Genomic DNA, 19,929 nt, shown 5'->3' with positions numbered 1-19,929 from the left:
ATCCCGTGACGGGGTGTCGCCGGGCGGTCTGCTGCCCTCATGTTTCAGGCCACCACGCGTCCATGAAATCGGCGTCCGAAACCCGGCCCGTGAATCGTGGCGGCCGCTTTTCGCGGAAACTGGCCACACCCTCTGCCGAGTCGGGGCCTGCCAGCGTCGCGGCGACGCCCCGGCTTTCCAGCATATGCGCCTCGGCCGGGTGCGCAGCGCCCAGCATCTGCCAGAGCAGCCGCCGGTTCAGCGCGACCGAGGCGGGCGCGCAGTTGGTGGCGATCTCTTCGGCGATTTCGATCGCGCGCGGCAGCAGATCTTCCGGCGCAAGAAGTTCCTGCACAAGCCCGCGCGCCAGGGCCTCGTCCGCGCCGAAGGTGCGCCCGCTGAGCATCCAGTCAAGTGCGGCCGGCATACCCACCAGCCGGGGCAGGAACCAGCTTGAACAGCTTTCGGCGCAAATGCCCCTGCGGGTGAAGGGAAAGGCGAATTTCGCCCCCTGGGCCGCGATGCGGGTATCCATGGCAAGGGTGAAGGTGGCGCCGAAACCCGCCGCCGCGCCGTTGATCGCAGCGATCACGGGTTTGCGCATCCGAAACAGCCTGAGAACCGTGACCCCGCCGACATCGGGCGGGATATTCCTGCCGCTGGCGGGGTCGCCGCCTTCGGGCAGCTGGAAGCCCTGCGAGATATCGGTGCCGCCGCAAAACGCACGCCCCTCGCCAGTGACGATCACCGCGCGCACCGACTCGTCCGTATCCGCCGCGTCGAGCGCAGCCCTGAGTTCCGTATGGGTCTGCACCCGCGCCGTGTTCATCGAGGCCGGCCGGTCAAACGTGATCGTCGCCACCGATCCCTGCTGTGTATAACGAATGTCCTCGAACGTCATCGCGCCCTCCCTGATACCATATTTTTGTCGCTTTATCGGACAATCAGACCCAAAGGAAGCCTCTGGCCTCGTTCCGCGAGGGTGGTGCGGGACTGTTTATTGTCAGACATACGGACGTTGACACTTTCAATTCGGTCAAATAACTCATTCATCGGACAGTGGTTGCGGATTCAATCACCGAAGGGGGGAGCGGCAGGTGCCTGACGACATGGCGAGCAGACAGCGGGGCGGATCGGCATGACGATCAAACCGGATTTCAACCCCGCGCAGCTTGAGCAGGCGATCGGCGGCCCGATCTCTCTGGAACCCGTGGCAAGCGGCCAGTCGAACCCGACCTGGTTCGTCACGCGGGGGGCGGACCGCCTGGTGCTGCGCAAGAAACCGGCCGGCAAGACGCTGAGCGGCGCACATGCCATCGAACGGGAATATCGGATCATGGCCGCCCTTGCGGGCAGCGGCGTTCCGGTGCCCGAAATGATCCTGCTGGAAGAAGATACCGATGTGATCGGGACGCCGTTCTACCTGATGGAGCGGGTCGAGGGGCAGGTTCACGAAGAAAGCGCCCTGCCCGCCCTGCCGCCGGAGGACCGGGGTATTTTCCACCGCGATGCCGCGCGGATTCTTGCCGCGCTGCATCGCGTGGACTGGATGGCGGTGGGACTGGAAGGTTACGGCAAGCCCGACGGGTATTACGAGCGGCAGGTGCGCAGATGGGCCCGGCAATGGCAGGATTCCCGGGCCGATCCCGATCCGCTGATCGACAGCCTGAACGACTGGTTCTCGGCGAACCTGCCCAGACCATCGCCGACCACCATCGTTCACGGCGATTTCCGCGTCGGCAACCTGATGTATGACCAGACGCGCAAATGCATATCGGCGGTGCTGGACTGGGAGCTTTCGACCCTTGGCGACCCGCTGGCCGACCTTGCGCACTGGTTCCTGTTCTACGATCTGGCGCCCGATCAGCTTGGCGGGATGCACGGGCTTGACCTGGCCGCGCTGGGCGTGCCGGGACCGCAGGCGTTCCTGGACGATTATCACCGGGCTGGCGGCCCGAACCTTGAGCTGACCCCGTTCCACCGCGCCTTTGCGCATTACCGGATGTCGATCATCTTTTCCGGTATCGCGGCGCGCGTCCGGTCGGGGCAGGCCGTCAGCAGCGATGCGGCGCAGGTTGGCGCGCTGGCGCCGGTGTGCGCCCGGTGGGCACATGACATCCTGTCGTCGGACCGCCCGTAAGGGCCGGGCCGGCGGCAGCGCATGATTGAAAACCGGACGGAAGGCACACCCGCCTTCCCCGGAAAACGAAGGCCGGTGTCGCAGGGCTGCTAACCCGGACATGGTAGAGGAGGACGGCATGAAAACAGGCGGAACGACCGCGATCATCACGGGCGGGGCTTCGGGGCTGGGGGCGGCGGTTGCGCGGCGGCTGACGGCGGATGGTGCGAAGGCCGTGATCTTCGACATGAACGAAGAGGCGGGCCGCGCCATCGCGGCCGAGCTTGGCGGCGGGTTCTACAAGGTCGACGTGACCGACGAAGGCGCGGTCGAGGCGGCGTTGGACAAGGCCGAGGCCGAATTCGGAACCGCGCGCATCCTGATGAACTGCGCCGGGATCGCGCCGCCGGCCAAGGTGCTGGACCGGGACGGTGCGTCGCAGCCCCTTTCCGCCTTTTCGAAGATCATCCAGGTGAACCTGATCGGCACGTTCAACGTGATCTCGAAATTCGCCGCGCGGCTGCACAACGCCGATCCGCTGGGCGAGGAACGCGGGGTGATCATCAACACCGCATCGGTGGCCGCCTTCGAAGGCCAGATCGGGCAGGCGGCCTACGCCGCGTCCAAGGGCGGTGTCGCCGCGATGGCGCTGCCGATCGCGCGCGAGCTTGCCCGCTTCGGTATCCGGGTGAACACGATCGCGCCGGGCATCTTCCTGACGCCGATGCTGGAATCTTTGCCGCAGGAGGCGCAGGATTCGCTGGGTGCGCAGGTGCCGTTCCCGTCGCGGTTGGGCAAGCCCGAGGAATTCGCCGACCTGGTGGCCGCGATCGTCGCCAACCCGATGCTGAACGCCGAGACCATCCGGCTGGACGGTGCGATCAGGATGCAGCCGAAATGAATACCGCCGGTTCACCCGACCGGTCGTGACGGAATGGACGAAGGAAAAGGACAGGTTTATGGCCGAGGCATATATCGTTGAATCGATCCGCACACCCGGAGGGCGCCGCAAGGGCGCGCTGTCGGGCTGGCATCCCGCGGACATGGCGGGCGAGGTGCTGAACGCCCTGGTCGACAGAACCGGGATCGATCCCGCGTCCATCGACGATGTCATCATGGGCTGCGTGACCAAGGCGGGTGAGCAGGGGTTCAATATCGGGCGCAACGCGGTGCTTGCCTCGCGCCTGCCGGATACGGTGCCGGCGGTGACGGTCGACCGCCAGTGCGGTAGCTCGCAGCAGGCGTTGCACTTTGCGGCGCAGGCGGTGATGGCGGGGGTGCAGGACGTGGTGATCGCCGCCGGGGTCGAAAGCATGACCCGCGTGCCGATGTTCGCCGACATGACGGTGCTGGCCAAGGCGGGTATCGGCGAGGGCCCGGTCAGCGCGCGCATCCGTGAGCGGTACGGCGTGAGCGAGTTCAACCAGTTCAACGGCGCCGAGATGGTCGCGCAGAAATACGGGCTGTCGCGGGACATGCTCGATGCTTATGCGCTGGACAGCCACCGGCGTGCGGCCGGGGCCACTGAATCGGGCGCTTTCGAACGGGAAACCCTGCCGCTGCAGGTCGATGGCGGCACGCACAGCCGTGACGAAGGCATCCGCTTTGACGCGACCGCCGAAAGCATCGGTGGCGTCGACCTTCTGATCGAGGGCGGCGTATTGAGCGCCGCCAACGCCAGCCAGATCTGCGACGGTGCCTCGGGCGCGCTGATCGTCAGCGAACGCGCCCTCAAGGCCCACGGCCTGACCCCCCTCGCCCGGGTCGTCGACATGACGGTCACTGCGGGCGATCCCGTGATCATGCTGGAAGAGCCGATTACCGCCACAAACCGGGCGCTGGAAAAATCGGGCCTGAAGCTGGACGAGATTGACCTGTTCGAAGTGAACGAGGCTTTCGCCTCGATCCCGCTGGCCTGGCTGAAACAGACCGGGGCCGATCCCGAGCGGACCAATGTCAACGGCGGCGCCATCGCGCTGGGCCATCCGCTGGGGGCAAGCGGCACGCGGCTGCTGTCCACCCTGATCCATGCGCTGAAGGCGCGCGGCGGCAAATACGGGCTGCAGACCATGTGCGAAGGCGGCGGCACGGCCAACGTGACCATCGTCGAGGCACTGTGAGCAGAGGAAGGACAACATGACCGAAAGCGTGGTGACACTGGAAAAACAAGGGGCGATCGCGGTCATTACGCTGAACCGCCCCGATCAGCGCAATTGCGTGAACGGCGACCTGGCCAACCGGCTGAGAGAGGCGGTAAAGAGCTTCGAGGCGGACCCGGAACTGCGCGTTGCCGTCCTGCGCGGCGAAGGCCGAGTGTTCTGTGCCGGTATGGACCTCAAGGCCTTCGTGAATCGCGACGTTGACGAGGCGCTGTATGGCGAAGGCGGCTTTGCCGGGTTCGTGCGCCTGGACCGGACCAAGCCGATTATTGCAGCGGTGCAGGGCGCGGCGCTGGCCGGCGGGCTTGAGGTCATGCTGGCCTGCGACATGGCGATTGCCGAACAATCGGCCAGGTTCGGCCTGCCCGAGGCGCGGCTGGGCCTGCTGGCCGCTGCGGGCGGGGTGTTCCGCCTGGCGCAGCGCATCCCGCCGGTCAAGGCGCGGGAACTGGTGCTGACCGGCGCGACTTTCGGCGCCGACGAAGCGGAACGCTACGGTCTGCTGAACCGCGTGGTCGAGGATGGCGGCGCCTTCGACGCGGCCATGGCCCTGGCCGGGCAGATCGTCGAAAGCGCGCCGCGCTCGGTAGCGTCGGGCCTGCAACTGGCGCGGTATCTCGAACTGGAAGAGGAAAAACGGCTCTGGGCTGTCAATGACGAGCTGTTTGCCGATATCTTCACCTCCGAGGACGCGCTGGAAGGGGCGCGGGCCTTCGGCGAAAAGCGGGCTCCGGTCTGGACAGGGCGATAAGGATGGCCGAGGGGGCTGCATCGCTTTGTACCGGCGTCCGGCCTGTTGCCGGACGGCTTTGAACAGGAAAGAGGACCAGTCATGGGTATCAAGGGTCAGCCGCTGAAAGTTAACTACGCCTATCGCCAGATCGCAGACGAGATCGAAGGGCAGATTATGGACGGGACGTTGCAACCCGGCGAGCAGCTTCCCGGCGAAACCGAACTGGCGGATCTTTTCAGCGTGACACGGTCGACCGTCCGCGAAGGGTTGCGCCAGCTTGAAAGCGAAGGGCTGGTCGTCCGGCCGACGCCGCGCCGCCTGGAGGTGGCCACCCCCAGCATCGACAGGCTGTCCACCCGCGCCGGCCGGGCCATGACGTTGATGAAGGTGACGTTCCGCGAACTGTGGCAGGTCGCCCTGATCACCGAGCCGATGGCCGCCGCGCTGGCCGCGGAACTGGCCACGCCCGAAGATATCGAACAGCTTGACGAGATCCACGACCGGCTGACCAGGGCGCAGGACAGCGAGGCCGACACGATCGCCATAGACACCGAGTTTCACTCGCACATCGCCGAGATCGGCAAGAACCGGGTGCTGGTTCTGGCGCGCGAACCCGTGGCATTGCTGCTGTTCCAGGGCTTCCACCGGATCACGCACAAGGTGCCGCAATCCTTTGGCCGCCAGATCGAGGCGCATTCCCAGGTGGTCGCCGCGATCCGCGATGGCGATGCGGAGCGCGCCCGGGAATGGGCACGCCGCCATATCGAGGATTTCTGGCGCGGCATCCAGATTGCCGGGCTGGAGGATGAACCACCGATCGCGCGGATCAAGCGCAAGAAATGACCTGCCGGGCGGGATCGGGCGGCCGGATCAATCCGCCACGGGGCCTGCCGCCGAAGAAACCGGGAAAAAAGGAAAGACACCCATGGATTTTGAGTATTCGCCCCGCACAAAAGAATATGTCGAGCGGCTGGAAGATTTCATGCAGGCCCATATCCTGCCGGCCAATGCCCGGTTTCACGAACTGGCCAGCCAGGGCATCTATCCGCTCGAGGTTCTCGAACCGCTGAAAGCCAGGGCTTTCGAGGCCGGGCTCTGGAACCTGTTCATGCCGGAGCTGGAAGAGGATGATCCGGGCACGCGGATGACCAACCTCGAATACGCGCCGATGGCCGAGGTGATGGGCCGCGTTCCGTGGTGTTCCGAGGTCTTCAACTGCTCGGCGCCCGATACCGGCAACATGGAGATCCTCAAGCGGTTCGCCACGCCCGAGCAAAAGGCCCGCTGGCTGGACCCGCTGATGATCGGCGAGATCCGCTCGGTGGTGGGGCTGACCGAACCCGATACCGCGTCCTCGGATCTGACCAACCTGTCGACCACGATCCTGCCCGATGGCGATCATTACGTCATCAACGGCCGGAAATGGTTTTCGACCGGCGCCAAGCATCCCAACGCCAAGCTGTCCATCGTCTTCGGCGTGTCCGACCGGAGCGAGGACGCCGATCCGCATCGCAAGCATTCCTTCATCCTGGTGCCGATGGATACGCCGGGGGTCGAGGTGGTGCGCGACGTGCCGATCATGCACCACCACGCGCCGGAAGGGCATTGCGAGGTGGTCTATCGCAACGTGCGCGTGCCCCGTGACGCGATGCTGGGGCAGGCGGGCGACGGGTTCATGCTGGCGCAGGCGCGCCTGGGGCCGGGCCGGATTCATCACTGCATGAGGACGATCGGCCAGTGCGAACTGGCGCTGGAGCTGATGTGCGAACGCGCGATGGAGCGCAAGACCTTCGGCAAGATGCTGGCGGACAACGCGAATATCCAGGACTGGATCGCGCAATCCCGGATGGAGATCGACGCCGCGCGGCTGCTGATGCTGCAGACTGCGTGGAAGATGGACCGCGACGGCGCCAAGGCCGCGCGCGTCGACGTGTCGATGATCAAGGTCACCGCCGCGCGGCTTCAGACGCAGGTGGTCGACCGGGCGATGCAGGTCTTTGGTGCGGCAGGCATGACGCCTGATACGCCGCTCAGCTATCTCTGGACCTGGGGTCGGGCAATGCGGTTCCTCGACGGGCCGGACGAGGTGCATATGCGCGTCGTCGCCCGGTCCGAGCTGAAGAACGCCAAATCCCGCCATGGCGCCAACGCCGCGCATTTCGTGGCACCGCACTGACACCCCTGTCGGCGGTGTTCTGCCGCCGGCGGATATCTCTGAACAGGAACCGGACATGAAAATTCTCCTGAGCGAAAAGACCGGCGGCCCGGAAACGCTGGTGCTGCGGGACCGGCCCGATCCGGTTCCCGGACCGGGCGAGGTTCTGGTGGCGGTGCGCTGTATCGGGGTCAACTATCCCGATACGCTGATGATCGAGGACAAGTACCAGTTCAGGCCCGAGCGCCCCTTTGCCCCCGGCGCCGAGCTGTCCGGCGTGGTCGAGGCGCTGGGCGAGGGCGTGACCCGCTTTGCGCCCGGCGATCGTGTCATGGCGCTGCCGATGTGGGGGGCCATGGCTGAAAAGGTCTGCGTTCCGGTGGATCAGTGCCACCCGGTGCCGGATGGTGTCAGCGACGCGGATGCCGCCGCGCTGCAGATGATCTATGGCACCGCGCTTTATGCGCTGGAAGAGCGGGGGGATATCCGCCCCGGCAACACGGTGCTGGTGCTGGGCGCCGCCGGTGGGGTCGGCCTGGCGGCGGTGGAACTGGCCAGCGTGCTCGGCGCGCGGGTGGTGGCCGCCGCCAGCAGCGAGGAAAAAGTGGCGATGGCGCGCGAGCATGGCGCAGACGAGGGCATCGTCTATCCCCGCGGCCCGCTGGACAAGGACGGGCAAAAGGCGCTGAGCACCGCGTTTCGCAAGGTGCTGGGCGAGGATGGCGCGGATATCGTCGTGGACATCGTGGGCGGCGACTATACCGAACCGGCGCTGCGCTGCACGGGCTGGGGCGGCCGGTTCCTGATCATCGGGTTCCCGGCGGGGATTGCAAAGATTCCGGCCAACCTGCCGCTGCTGAAATCCTGCGACATTCGCGGCGTGTTCTGGGGCGCTGCGATCCAGCGCGACCCCGAGGCGAACCGGCGCGCCATGGCCCGCCTGCTCGACCTCTGCGCCGAAGGAAAGATCCGCCCGCGCATCCACGCCTCCTATCCCCTTGCCGAAGGCGGCGCAGCCATCGCCGCCCTGTCCGGCCGCGGGGTCATGGGCAAGGTGCTGGTGGAGCTCTAGGCAGACCTCGCTTTCGGGACGGATTGTCGGCGGGGTTCAAATCCGGTTCCACCAACTTGGACAGAGGTGCGCGGCACTAGCTGGAGGACATCATGAAAACCGATTTTGGCGTTCCCGCGTCGGGGTGTGCCGTGGTTTACGGACCACTGACAGTATCCCGGCGGCCGGTACGGCAGGAGACCGATCATGTCGCGCTATGATCGCCTGCTTGCCCATCCCTTCGCGCCGGTTGACCACCGCTATGACAGCCGTGATACGATCCTTTACGCGTTGGGCGTCGGTGCGGCGCCAGATGCGCTCGACCTGGTTTATGAACGAAACCTTCGGGCAATCCCGGCACTGGCTACCGTGCTGGCCTATCCGGGTAACTGGTACGCGCGGCCCGAAATCGACCTGGACGATCAGCACACGGTCCATGGGTCGGAGCGGTTCGAACTGTTCGGCGAATTGCCGGTGGCGGGTCATGTTACCGCGACACCGCGCATCGCCGAAATCCATGACAAGGGTCAGGGTCGCGGCGCGCTGGTGATCAGCGAACGCGAGGTGCGCGACGTTGCAACCGGCGCCCTGCTGGCCAGGGTGACGCAGCGCGCGTTCTGCCGGGCCGATGGCGGCGCCGGCGGGCCGGGCGGAAAACCGCCCGCCCCCGCCCCGGTTCCGCTGCGGCCGGCGGACAGGGTTTGCGATGTGCCCACGGCACTCAACGCGGCGGCGATCTATCGGCTGATGGGGGACGACAACCCGTTGCACATCGACCCGGATTTCGCCCGGAAGGCCGGGTTCGACCGGCCCATCCTGCATGGGTTGTCGAGCTATGGCCATCTGTGCCGGGCGATCATGCAGCTCTATCCAGACAAGCGAATCCGGGTGATGGACTGCCGGTTCACGGCACCCGTCTTTCCCGGCGATACGCTGGTGCTGGAAATATGGGACATGCCCGATGGTGTCGCGTTCCGTGCCCATTGCCGGGGACGGGTCGCCATCGACAATGGTGAACTTCTTTTTGCCGCCGCGGAAACCGGCGGGCCGGGTTGCAAGGATGAGAAACGCACCCAGGCTGAAACGGAGACAAGCTAATGGAGGAAAAAATGCGGGAACTTCCCCGGATCAGACATGAAGTGCTCTATGGCAGCCGGGTGGTCCGGTGTTTTGCCGACCGACCCCGCAATATTGACGCGATGTTCCGCGACGCGGTGGCGACATTCGCGGACCGCGACGCCGTGGTCGACGAAGACAGGCGGGTCACCTATGCCGAGTTGGACGCACAGGTCGAGGCCATGGCCGCCGGCCTGCTGTCCCTGGGCTATGGTAAGGGCGACCGGGTCGCGCTTCTGATGGGGAACCAGCTTGAATTCGTCGTGGCCGTTCTGGCGATTGCCCGGGTGGGGCTGATTTCCGTTCCGATGAACACCCGCCAGCGGATGCCCGAGATCGAATTCGTGCTGAACCAGAACAAATCGGCGGCCGTCATCGCAAGTGCCGCCTATGCCGAGAACATCCCGCCGAGAGACAGCGTGCCGGACCTGCGCGGCGTCTACCTGGTGGGCGACGGCGGCAGCTATCCCGGTGCGGAACCTCTTGAGGCGATCGCGGCGGCGCAGGGCGACGGCGTCGTTTTTCCCGATGTGGACGAGGAGGACACGCTCTGCCTGCTCTATACCTCGGGGACCACGGGCAAGCCCAAGGGCGCGATGCTGACCCATGTGTCCAGCATCCACTCGGTCATGCACTTTGCCTGGGCGTTCCAGTTGCAGGAGGGCGATGTGGCTTTCCTTTCCGTCCCGGCCAGCCATGTGACCGGCCTGATCGCAATCATCTTTTCGGCGATCCATGTCGGCGGCACCACGGTGATCGTGCGCGAGTTCAAGGCGCGCCGATTCCTGGAGCTGGCTGAGAAAGAGCAGATCAACTACTCGCTCATGGTTCCGGCGATGTATAATCTTTGCCTGCTCGTCCCCGATTTCCAGAAGTTCAACCTCGACTGCTGGCGCGTGGCCGGCTTCGGCGGCGCCCCGATGCCCCAATCCACGATCGAGGCACTGGCCCGCGATCTGCCGAACATGGTGCTTCACAATGTCTACGGTTCGACCGAAACGACCTCACCGGTGACAATCATGCCGGCGGGAAGGATCGCCGAACATGCCGACACGGTGGGCCAGGTACTGCCGCTGGCCGATATCGTTGCGGTCGATGACGATGGCCGCGAAGTGGCGCCCGGCGAAAGCGGCGAGCTGTTGATCGGCGGTCCGATGGTCGTACCCGGATACTGGGACAACCCCGAAGGCAATGCCAAGGGGTTCATTGGCGGCTACTGGGTGTCGGGCGATGTCGGGTCGAAGGACACCGAAGGGTATGTTCGGATCGTCGACCGCAAGAAGGACATGATCAACCGGGCCGGGTTCAAGGTCTATTGTATCGAGGTCGAGGATGTCCTTGCCGGGCATCCCGCAGTGGTCGAGGGCGCTGTTGTCGGCGTCGCCGATGAGGTTCTTGGCGAGAAGGTTCACGCATATCTGTTTCTCGATGGAAATGAGGCCAACGCCGACGAGATCAAACGCTACTGCGCGGCCCGGCTGTCCGATTACAAGGTGCCCGATATCGTGACGTTCCTTGACGAACCGCTGCCCCGCAATGCGAACGGAAAGGTGCAGAAAAACGCCCTGCGCGATCAGACGAAAGCCTGATTCGTACCGGCCTTTTCGCGTGAATCCGATCCGCCTGCGCCCCGGCTGACGGTGCGGATCGGTCGCGTCGTGATCCCTGGCTTCGGGCGGGTCGGACCAATTGCGATAAAAGCGGCTCTGAAACGGGGCAAATGAAGGTATTTCCGGTTTTTCGGATCGTAATCCGCCGGAATCCGCTGCGGTTTCCGAGTGTTCCAATGCGTCGCACTGGAAGCGACTTGACAGTACCCGAAAATCCCCCGAGTGTCCTTTTGTCGGACATAAATGAGGAGTGTCCGTGCGACACATGCCGGCGGGCTCAGTGGCCCGCCCGACGTATGCAAGGGAGGAAACATGTATAATTTCTTGAAAACCGGCTTGCTTGCCGCCTGCGCCATCGTGCCCGCGGCGGCCTCCGCGCAAAGCCTGACCGTCTCGGCCTCGCTTCCGCAGGTTCATTTCTGGGTCGGAAAGTTCATGGACCCGTTCGTCGATGCCATCGAGGAACGGACCGACATCACCGCAACCCGTTTCTATGCAGGCGAACTTACGTCCGTCGGGCGTGAACTGGATGCGCTGCAGGGCGGCGTGGTGGATGTCGCCGTGCCGCTGCTGGCGCCCTATCACGAAGGGGCATTCCCGCTGTCGGATGTGACGCAGCTTCCGACGATCGGCACCACCTCGGTGACCCAGACCAAGGCGTTCCTGGAACTCATGGCCTCGGATGTCGAGCTGGCGGATGGCAAGACCTTCTATGAGTATGAGATCGCGCCCAAGAATATCCACGCCTGGCCGGTCGCCACGACCGCGGCCTATGCGATCAGCTTTGCCGACGTGGAACCCGATGGCGCCGATGCGCTGAAGGGGCTGCCGCTGCGTGCCGGGTCGGCGCTGCACACGATCTTCCTGGACGAACTGGGCGCAACGCCCGTGACGATGCCGTCCTCGCAATCCTACGAGGCGCTGTCGCGCGGCACGATCAACGGTACGATCCTGTCGGTCGGCGACTGGAAAAGCTATTCGTTGCAGGATGTTCTGACCTACACGATCACCGGCGTGGCCGTGGGGCACTGGGGCAGCTACCTGGCAATCTCGGACGAAGGCTGGAGCAAGCTGTCGGACGAGCAAAAGGCGACCTGGGAAGAAACCGCGCATGAAATCGCTTTGCAGAACGCCGAGGCGATCGAGGCGCAGGAAGGCGAGGTGCGCAGCGCCGCCGAGGCGGATGGCAGCAGCTTTGTCGATATCGCGGATATCGCCCCCAGCCTGCAGGACGCGATCAACGCCGCGTCGGTGAATACCTGGAAACGCTGGGTCGAACAGACCGAGGCCGACGGCCATCCCGGCCTTGCCACCGCGCGGCTCTGGGCCGATCTGACCAAGGCGCAGGGCGGTGAACTGCCCGAGGGTGTGCAGGCCTTCCTCGACGAAGGCATGTGATCCGGCATCATTTGCCACGGCACCGGGCCTGCGCGGTCTGGTGCCGCAACCGTTTCTCATCCGATAGGAGGGCCTGACTTGCCCGAGGCCATCAGTTTGTCGATCGTGATCGGATGGTTCCTGTTCTTCCTGTTGATCGGTCAGCATGTTGCGACCGTGTTGTTCGGGGCGGGGATCGTCGGAGTGCTGCTTTGGGTCGGTCCGCCGGTGCTGAACGGTATCGTCGGCCAGGACGTGTTTTTCACCGTCTCGAACTATTCGCTGTCGATCATTCCGCTTTACCTGCTGATGGCGCAGCTTCTGATGCGGGGCGGGCTGGTGCTCGACCTGTTTCGCGTCGGGCACCGCCTTGCCGGGTACCGCCGCTTTCCGCTGGGGGTGGCGACGCTGATCATCGGCGGGCTGCTCGGCGCGGTGTCGGGGTCCGGCGCGGCTTCGGCGGCATCGCTGGCCACGCTTGCCGGGCCCGAGCTTGAAAGGGTGGGTTATTCACGCCGCTTTTCCCTCGGGCTGGCAGCTGTGGCGGGATCGCTCTCTGCCGTCATCCCGCCTTCGCTGATCGTCATCATCTACGGCTCGATCACGTCGGTTCCCATCGGCAAGCTGTTCATCGGGCTGCTGGGGCCCGGCGTGCTGTGCATGATCGTCTATATCGTCTGCCTGGCGATCTTTGCCGAGGACGGCGATATGCCCGAGCCCGAGAAAGCTGCCGCAGATGAGGATGAACGCGGGGCGGTGGCCGCCTCGGTGTTTCTGATCGGGCTGCTTGTCGTCGTGTTCGGCGGTATCTACGGCGGTATCATCACCGTGGGCGAGGCCGGGGCCATCGGCGCCTTCACGGCCATGGTCGGGTTGTTTGCCATGCGGCGGATCGGCCTGCGTGAGCTGGCGCATTCGCTGGCCGACAGCGCCAAGATCTCGGCGATGCTGCTGCTGCTGGTCATCGGGGCGCAGATATTCGCGCGTTTCCTGGCCTTTTCCCGCGTGCCGCGCGAATTGCTTGCCCTGGCCGAGCCGTTCATCGACCAGCCGGGCCTGCTGATCGCCGCACTCATGGTGGTGCTGTTCCTGGCCGGGATGATCCTTGAAAGCGCGGCGGTGATTCTGCTGATCGTGCCGATCGTGTTGCCGATCCTCGAAGCGGCGGGTGTCGATCTGCTATGGTTCGGGGTGCTTGCCAGCCTGATGATCGCGCTTGGCCTGCTGACCCCGCCGGTCGGCCTGTCCGCCTATGCGGCGGCCGCGGCGCAGGGATATTCAGTGGCCGAGATCTTTCGCCCGGCAACCAAGTTCGCGCTGGTGGCGGCGATCGTCGTGGTGGGCGCGACGATCCTGTTCCCCGGCATTGTCACCTTTCTGCCAAGCCATCTGGACTGACCGATGTTGAGACAATTCTATCAGGCACTGGGAAAACTCGAATGGGGTCTGGCCTCGATCGGCGCGGGGCTGTGCCTGTTTGCGATCATGATGATCACGGTGATCAGCGTCTTTGGCCGCTACGTGCTGCTGACCGACCTGATCCCCGGTTCCTTCAATATCATCGAACGGATGCTGTTTCCCATGATGGTGTTCTGGGCGCTGCCGCTGGCGCATCGTGACGGCGTCTTTCCCCGGTTGGAGATTCTGCCCAACATACTGCCCAAGCGGCTGGGTAACGCGGTGGCGATCCTCGCGCTTACCGTCGAGCTGGCGATCTTCGTCTACCTGACCTGGCGGCTTTCGCTGTTCTCGCTTGCCGGTTTCGAAAGCGGCCGGACGATGCAGCTTGGCTCGGGCTATTTCCCGGTCTGGCCGTTCATGATGATGGTTCCGGTCGCCTTCGGCCTGATGCTGATCGAGATGGTGTGGCAGATCGGCGGGCATATCCGCTACTTCGCATCGCGCAGGCCCGCCGAGATCACCCGGCAAGAGATGTTCTGAACGCCATCCGCCGCACCTCGTCGCCGATATCATCGACCGCTGAGGGCATGGAATCCTTCCCCCACAAAAAAACCGCCGGACCCGGTGCGCCCGGGTCCGGCGGAACAATGTGTCACTATTCCGGCTCAGCGTCCGTAATAGGCGGTAAAGGTCGCCGAGGCGAGCTTGTTCTGGTGGATCATGAATCCGACCATTGCCGCCGATGCCTGATCATCCAGCGGCAGCGCCTCGACGCCAAGGGCGTGGATCGTGAACACGTAGGGGTGCGGATCGTCGCCCGGGGGCGGAACCGGCCCGCCGTAACCCGGCGCGCCCCAGTCCGTCCGGCCTTCGATCGCCGGCGCGGGAACCCCGCCGTTGTTGCGCACATCCTCGGGGATGCTGCTGACGCTGGCGGGAATGTTGAAGATGACCCAGTGCCAGAAACCGCTGCCGGTCGGCGCGGCGGGATCGTACACTGTGATGGCAAAGCTCTTGGTGCCTTCGGGCGCCCCGCTCCACTCCAGCCCGGGCGATTTGTTGTCGCCGGTGCAGCCCCAGTCATTGAAGATAAAGGTTTCGGGAATCGTGCCGTTTTCAGGAACGCCGACGACGTTCAGCTTAAGCGCGGATGTGTCCTGAGACATGTTTTTCTCCTGTTGCAGTGAATGAAAAGTATCGTGGTTTCGCGGTCCCGGCCTTATTCTCCGATGACCTCGATCAGCCAGGGCCGCTTGCTGGCCTTGGCCTTTTCCAGGCATTCGCCCAGCTCGTCCGCCGTCGTCACCCGCTCGGCCTCAAGCCCGAGGCTGCGCGCAAAGCCGGTATAGTCGATCGGCGCATCGCCCCAGGTCCATGCCATTGCATCCCGCACGGGCGTATCGGTTTCGATGTCATAGACCGCATCGATTCCGTCCGGGACACAGACCCAGCCCCGGTTGTTGTTGACGACGAAGACCACCGGCAGGTCGTGCTGCGCAGCGCCCCAGATGCAGGTGGCGCTGAACATCAGGTTGCCATCCCCCAGCAGGGCGACCACCCGGCGGTCCGGCGCGGCCATCTGGATGCCCATGGACGCCGGCGCGCCCCAGCCCTGCGCACTGGCCTTGCCCGAAACGGCATGGAAATTCAGCGGGTTGTCGAACTCGTACATCGCCTCGACATGCCAGCCCAGCGTGCTGCCGGCCTGGATGACGATCCAGTCCTGCCCGCAATGCTCATAAACCTCGCGAAGCAGCTTTCGCTGCGGCACGGGCGACTGGTCGCCGGGAATCGCGTCGGCCTCGGCGATCACGGCCGTGCGCGCCTTGCGTTTTGCCGCGCAAAGCTCCAGGCGCTGCTTCCTGGCATCCTCGGCGACGGGCTGTGCCGCCAGTATGCCAGTCATGTGGCGAAGGCTGGGTTTCGGGTGCCCCAGCAGCGCCAGATCGGGCCAAAGCTGCTTGGCCAGAAGCATCGGGTCGGCCGACAACGTGGCCAGCCGGGTCGATTGCGGCAGGATCGGCTTTTCGTTGAAATCCCCCTTTTCGGTGAATTCGAACCCGATGGCGAGGGCGGCATCGGCCTCGGCCAGAAGATCCGCGTTGCTTGCCGGTGTCCCGACATATTGCGGATGGCTGGTCGGAAAACCGAGGAACGAGGGGTCTTGCTCGCAGATCACCGGCGCGCCCACCGCCTCGGCCAGCGCCACGACCTCGTCGATGGCGCACAGCCGGCCCAGCTCGCTCCCGCACAGCAGCACCGGGCGTTTCGCATCCCGAAGAAGCGCCGCCGCCTCGGTCAGCCCGGCCTCGTCCGCGCAGGGATCGGCATACCGCCGCAGCCGTGCGTAATCCTCCCGGGGCAGCGGCCCGCTCATCTCGACATCATAGAGGTCCGAGGGGATCGAGATATGCACCGGTCCCATCGGCGGGGTCGAGGCGATTTCCCAAGCCCGCGCCAGGATCTCGGGGATTCGTTCGGGCGTGGTGATATCGTAGTTCCACTTGGTGAACTGCGTGCTCATCTCGGTCAGGGATCGCGGTGTCGCGGCGTACTGGTCGCGGCCGCTGGTCATGCGCGCGCCCGTCGTCGACAGCAGAACCATCGGCACGTTATCGGCCCAGGCGGTCGTAAGCGACATCATCGACAGCGCCGTGCCCGAGGAATGGTACACGATGCAAAAGGCCGGCTGCCCGGTCTGCCGGGCATAGCCCTGCGCCATCAGGCTCAGGTTGGTTTCGTTCAGATGGCTGACATAGCCTATCTCGTTCCGCCGGTTCAGAAGCGCCCGACCCAGCCCCAGCATCCCGAGGCCGATGATGTTGAAAACCTTGTCCGCCCCCAGCGCGACCAGCGTATCGACCACAAGGTCGGCGCCGGTATAAACCGTGTCCCCGTCGCGGTTCGGCAGGGTCACCTGTTTCGTTTCCCGAATGTCTGCCATTCGACAATCTCCTCCCATATAATCTCAATGGCCGTGGCGGGCACCCGCCGGCATCCGGCAGGGCCCGGATACCCAGAACCTGGACCGGCCACTTTGCGCCAAGGCTAACCTTTGGCCGGTTCGTTTCTCAAATTGATTTATTGTCCGGGCAAAATCACACGAATGAATAGTCTTGTATTTGCGCGGTCACATCTGGCCTGAACGGCGCGATCACCCCGTTTCGCGCAGGTCCATCAGGTTCCACGACGACATCGGCAGCGACCGGATCTGCGCCCGCATCCAGCTATGACCCTTGTCGAGCTGCTGGCGGCGGTGCCAGATCAGCAGGATATGCAGCATCTCGGTCTCGAACGGCAGGCGGGCCTGTACCAGCCGGGCCCGCGCGCGGATCGGTTGCACGGCGGGATCGGGCACGGTGGCGATCAGCGACGTGCCCGGAAGGATCTCGGACAGCACCGAGGTATGCGGCAGGGTCAGCGCCACCCGCCGCTGGTCGTCGTTCTGCCGCAGGGCCAGGTCGACGGGATGGCGGTGCACCGGGGTGGCGCGCGGCAGGACATGCACATGGCGCATCGAAAGATACAGCTCGTGCGGGATCACGCTTCCCTCGGTGATCCCGATCTTTTCGGCATGATCGGCGCACAGCAACGCCGAGTAGCCGCAGCTTGCGATATGTTCGCGCATGAACCTGTCCGAGATTTCCAGCCGCCCGATGGCGAAATCCGCATAACCGTATTCCAGCAGGTTCTCGTATTCGTCCAGCGGCGCCTCCAACACCTTGATGTCGATGTTGGGGGCGGTTTCCTCAAGCACCTTCATCAGGGCGGCAACATAAGTCTCCTCGCCCACGTCGATGCAGAGAATGGTAAAGGTCCGTTCCGATTCGGCCGGATCGAAGGACATGCCTTGCAGGATCGACGTGGCGATTCCCTTGAGCCCCTGCTGCACCGGGCCAGCGATGGATTGCGCCAGCAGTGTCGGCTCCATCCCGTTCCGCGTTCGGACGAAAAGCTGATCGCCCAGCGCCTGCCGCAGCCGGTTCAGTGCGTTGGACGCCGCCGGTTGCGTCATGTTGAGCCTGTTGGCGGCCACGGAAACGCTACGCTCACGATAGATCGCGTCGAAAACCTTTAGCAGGTTGAGGTCCAGATTGTTCAGACTGTTCATCGCCGCCTCCCTGTATTCACATCTTACATAAAGGCTCGGCCAAATATCAATTTGCAAGCATTAACTTTTTCAGCAAAATCAAAAAAGGGAGACGCAGTCCGACCGGCTGCAGGAAGAACAGGGAGGAAGCCAAAGGCGGCATATGAATGGCGCCCTGGCGGCGAATATGGCGTGCGCGCAAGCGCGTCGCTCGCACACAGGCAGCCGCATTTCCATATCCGCGCGGACAGCATTCGGCGCTTCGCCTTCACCCTGGCCGCAACATCCACCACGCCCGAATGGTTCTGGTGCCGGCGGCGTGGACGCACACACCAAATGGGAGGAAATCTTATGAACAGACTTAACGCCACCGCACTTGTCGCGTGCCTTGTCGGCTCTCCGGCCGTCGCGGATATGCAATATTCGCTTCCCTTCAACGGAACCAACGAGTTTTCCAAGATCGGCATCGAATGGGCCGAAGCCGTGAGCGAGGCGACCGGAGGCGAGGTAAGCTTCGAACCTGTCCTCAACTCCGCACTGGTCAGCATCCCGGAAACCCTTGATGCCGTCACCGGCAGCGTCGTTCCAGCGGCGATGGGCGTGGCATCGGCCATGGCAGGCACGATTCCTGCCTTCGGCTATCTGGAGCTGAACCTCAGCGTGCCCATCGACAACCCGCCCACCGAAGAGGCGATGGCCCAGATCTTTCCCGATGTGGACAAGCTTCTCGAACCCCATGGCGTAAAGGCATTGTGGATCATGCCGGCCTTCGGCGGCGGCCTTGCCTGCCGCGACGAGTTCCTCGAAACCGTCGACGAGTGGTCGGGCAAGAAATTCCGCACCGCCGGCCGCTGGCAGGCGAAACAGATGGAAGCCGCGGGCGCAAGCCCGGTGGCCCTGCCCGCCGCGGATATTTATACCGCCTTGCAGAACGGCACGATCGACTGCGCGGTGATCTCGGCCTCGATCTACCTGGCCAGCTCGCTCTACGAGGTTGCGCCCTATTTCTCGGATTACAGCTTTGCCGGCAATTCGCTGATCACGATGGTCGGCGCAGACATCTGGGACGACCTGAGCGACGAGCAGAAACAGATCGTGCAGGATCTCTCGGACGAGATGACGGTAAAGGGAACCAGGACGCTGCGCGAGATCAGCGCGCAGGAAATGGAGCAGGTCAAACAACAGGCCAACTATCACAAGGCATCGGATGCCGAGATGGCCGTTCTGCTGGACCGCTGGGACCCCGTCTATCAGGAGGCCATGGCCGGCGTGTCCGACGAGGTCGGCAAGCACCTGGTCGAAACCCTGTACTCCTTCGGTCGATAGGCCCGCCGCGATATGGTTGAGCCGCATTCGAGAGCGTTCACGCTCTTCAGCAAAGCGGTGGAGGGGGTAAATGCCCTCTTCACCGCCATTGCCTGCCTTCTGGTTGCCGCGATCGGTATCATCGTGGTCGCGGCAACCCTTGCCCGTTCCTTTGGCGCACCGCAGATGTGGGCGCATGATTATGCGCAGATCGCCTTTGTCTACGTGGTCTTCCTGTCACTCGCACCGGCCCTGCAATCCGGGCAGCACGTGACGGTCGAACTGTTCGAGGGGCTGGTTCCCCGTGGTTTCAGGAAATACCTGGATCACGTGGCCGCCATTGCCTGCATCCTGTTCGGCGCGATCTTCTTCTGGTATCTCTGGCAGCTTACCGCGCGGTCCTTTGGCGACAACCGTCTTGCCAATGCCGTGATCACGGTTCAGCTCAAATGGATCCAGGTGATCGGCCCCATCGGCGTGCTTCAGTTCGTGCTGACCGCCCTCCTGAGACTTGCCGAGGCGCAGCAGCGCCTGCGGGCAGCAGACAGATTGAAGGACTGACATGGAAGCCTTGTTATGGTTCGGCGCCTTTATCGGCGCGCTCGTTTTCCTGCTGTCGCTGCGCATTCCCGTTGCGGTCAGCATGGGGCTTATCGGCATCGCGGGCACGGCAATCTTCGTGTCGCCCCGCGCGGTCGTTCAGATTGCCAACATTGCCTATTCGCATACATGGAGCTTTGTCCTCGTCATCGTGCCGCTGTTCGTCCTGATGGGCGAGGTGATCGCGATATCCGGGCTGGGGGCGGCGCTGTTCCGGGCCGCCGCGATCTGGCT

General features: G+C 64.2%; 19 protein-coding genes. 15 read left to right on the top strand and 4 right to left on the bottom strand.

The genetic code is table 11. The features are described 5' to 3' along the window. Positions 1–37 precede the first annotated feature (37 nt). A complete protein-coding gene (locus F3H87_RS14870; protein WP_149787382.1) occupies positions 38–880 on the bottom strand; it encodes an enoyl-CoA hydratase-related protein in 843 nt (280 codons plus the stop codon). A gap of 237 nt (positions 881–1,117) precedes the next feature. On the opposite strand from F3H87_RS14870, the gene F3H87_RS14865 reads away from it, so the two are divergent. The 12 genes from F3H87_RS14865 (at position 1,118) to F3H87_RS14810 (ending at position 14,240) form a co-directional block, all read left to right on the top strand. Further along, a complete protein-coding gene (locus F3H87_RS14865) occupies positions 1,118–2,119 on the top strand; it encodes a phosphotransferase family protein (protein ID WP_149787383.1) in 1,002 nt (333 codons plus the stop codon). A gap of 118 nt (positions 2,120–2,237) precedes the next feature. Then, positions 2,238–2,999, top strand: coding sequence for an SDR family NAD(P)-dependent oxidoreductase (locus tag F3H87_RS14860; protein WP_149787384.1), 762 nt, complete (start codon positions 2,238–2,240; stop codon positions 2,997–2,999). Between the two features lie 58 nt (positions 3,000–3,057). Next, the gene (locus tag F3H87_RS14855) at positions 3,058–4,218 is read left to right on the top strand and encodes an acetyl-CoA C-acetyltransferase (RefSeq protein WP_149787385.1); all 1,161 of its coding nucleotides are present in this window, start codon (positions 3,058–3,060) and stop codon (positions 4,216–4,218) included. A 16-nt stretch (positions 4,219–4,234) separates the two neighbouring features. After that, a complete protein-coding gene (locus tag F3H87_RS14850; protein WP_149787386.1) occupies positions 4,235–5,008 on the top strand; it encodes an enoyl-CoA hydratase-related protein in 774 nt (257 codons plus the stop codon). Between the two features lie 81 nt (positions 5,009–5,089). After that, the gene (locus F3H87_RS14845) at positions 5,090–5,833 is read left to right on the top strand and encodes a FadR/GntR family transcriptional regulator (RefSeq protein ID WP_149787387.1); all 744 of its coding nucleotides are present in this window, start codon (positions 5,090–5,092) and stop codon (positions 5,831–5,833) included. 82 nt (positions 5,834–5,915) lie between these two features. Beyond that, complete coding sequence (locus F3H87_RS14840) at positions 5,916–7,166, top strand: acyl-CoA dehydrogenase family protein (protein WP_149787388.1); 1,251 nt, start codon at positions 5,916–5,918, stop codon at positions 7,164–7,166. A 55-nt stretch (positions 7,167–7,221) separates the two neighbouring features. Continuing rightward, positions 7,222–8,217 (top strand): NADPH:quinone oxidoreductase family protein, encoded by a 996-nt coding sequence (locus F3H87_RS14835; protein WP_149787389.1) that lies wholly within the window; start codon positions 7,222–7,224, stop codon positions 8,215–8,217. Between the two features lie 186 nt (positions 8,218–8,403). Then, complete coding sequence (locus tag F3H87_RS14830) at positions 8,404–9,294, top strand: MaoC/PaaZ C-terminal domain-containing protein (protein WP_149787390.1); 891 nt, start codon at positions 8,404–8,406, stop codon at positions 9,292–9,294. An 11-nt stretch (positions 9,295–9,305) separates the two neighbouring features. Next, the gene (locus tag F3H87_RS14825) at positions 9,306–10,901 is read left to right on the top strand and encodes a class I adenylate-forming enzyme family protein (protein ID WP_223228078.1); all 1,596 of its coding nucleotides are present in this window, start codon (positions 9,306–9,308) and stop codon (positions 10,899–10,901) included. A gap of 333 nt (positions 10,902–11,234) precedes the next feature. Then, positions 11,235–12,320 carry a type 2 periplasmic-binding domain-containing protein gene (locus F3H87_RS14820; RefSeq protein ID WP_149787392.1) on the top strand — a complete coding sequence of 362 codons (1,086 nt, stop codon included), beginning with the start codon at positions 11,235–11,237 and terminating at the stop codon, positions 12,318–12,320. 78 nt (positions 12,321–12,398) lie between these two features. Further along, on the top strand, positions 12,399–13,697 hold the full coding sequence (locus F3H87_RS14815) for a TRAP transporter large permease (RefSeq protein ID WP_149787393.1): 1,299 nt from the start codon (positions 12,399–12,401) through the stop codon (positions 13,695–13,697). A gap of 3 nt (positions 13,698–13,700) precedes the next feature. Continuing rightward, complete coding sequence (locus F3H87_RS14810) at positions 13,701–14,240, top strand: TRAP transporter small permease (protein WP_149787394.1); 540 nt, start codon at positions 13,701–13,703, stop codon at positions 14,238–14,240. A gap of 125 nt (positions 14,241–14,365) precedes the next feature. On the opposite strand, the gene F3H87_RS14805 is transcribed toward F3H87_RS14810, so the two are convergent. The 3 genes from F3H87_RS14805 to F3H87_RS14795 all read right to left on the bottom strand — a co-directional run bounded on the left by F3H87_RS14805 (position 14,366) and on the right by F3H87_RS14795 (position 17,811). Continuing rightward, on the bottom strand, positions 14,366–14,866 hold the full coding sequence (locus F3H87_RS14805; RefSeq protein ID WP_149787395.1) for a YbhB/YbcL family Raf kinase inhibitor-like protein: 501 nt from the start codon (positions 14,864–14,866) through the stop codon (positions 14,366–14,368). A 53-nt stretch (positions 14,867–14,919) separates the two neighbouring features. Next, positions 14,920–16,644 carry a thiamine pyrophosphate-binding protein gene (locus F3H87_RS14800; protein ID WP_188129162.1) on the bottom strand — a complete coding sequence of 575 codons (1,725 nt, stop codon included), beginning with the start codon at positions 16,642–16,644 and terminating at the stop codon, positions 14,920–14,922. Positions 16,645–16,854: 210 nt separating this feature from the next. After that, positions 16,855–17,811, bottom strand: a complete 957-nt coding sequence (locus tag F3H87_RS14795) for a LysR family transcriptional regulator (RefSeq protein ID WP_149787397.1) — start codon at positions 17,809–17,811, stop codon at positions 16,855–16,857. 330 nt (positions 17,812–18,141) lie between these two features. Between F3H87_RS14795 and F3H87_RS14790 the strand changes: the two genes are divergently transcribed. From F3H87_RS14790 to F3H87_RS14780, 3 genes are all read left to right on the top strand, one after another. Continuing rightward, positions 18,142–19,116: a TRAP transporter substrate-binding protein gene (locus tag F3H87_RS14790; protein ID WP_188129163.1), complete on the top strand. Its 975-nt coding sequence runs from the start codon at positions 18,142–18,144 to the stop codon at positions 19,114–19,116. A 12-nt stretch (positions 19,117–19,128) separates the two neighbouring features. Beyond that, positions 19,129–19,656, top strand: coding sequence for a TRAP transporter small permease (locus F3H87_RS14785; RefSeq protein WP_149787399.1), 528 nt, complete (start codon positions 19,129–19,131; stop codon positions 19,654–19,656). A 1-nt stretch (position 19,657) separates the two neighbouring features. After that, positions 19,658–19,929: TRAP transporter large permease subunit (locus F3H87_RS14780; RefSeq protein ID WP_149792002.1), on the top strand; the 272-nt coding region annotated here is incomplete at its 3' end.

The sequence above is a fragment of the Lutimaribacter pacificus genome (assembly GCF_900142185.1).
GTDB lineage: Bacteria > Pseudomonadota > Alphaproteobacteria > Rhodobacterales > Rhodobacteraceae > Lutimaribacter > Lutimaribacter pacificus.
This window is presented reverse-complemented; position numbering and strand designations above follow the sequence as displayed.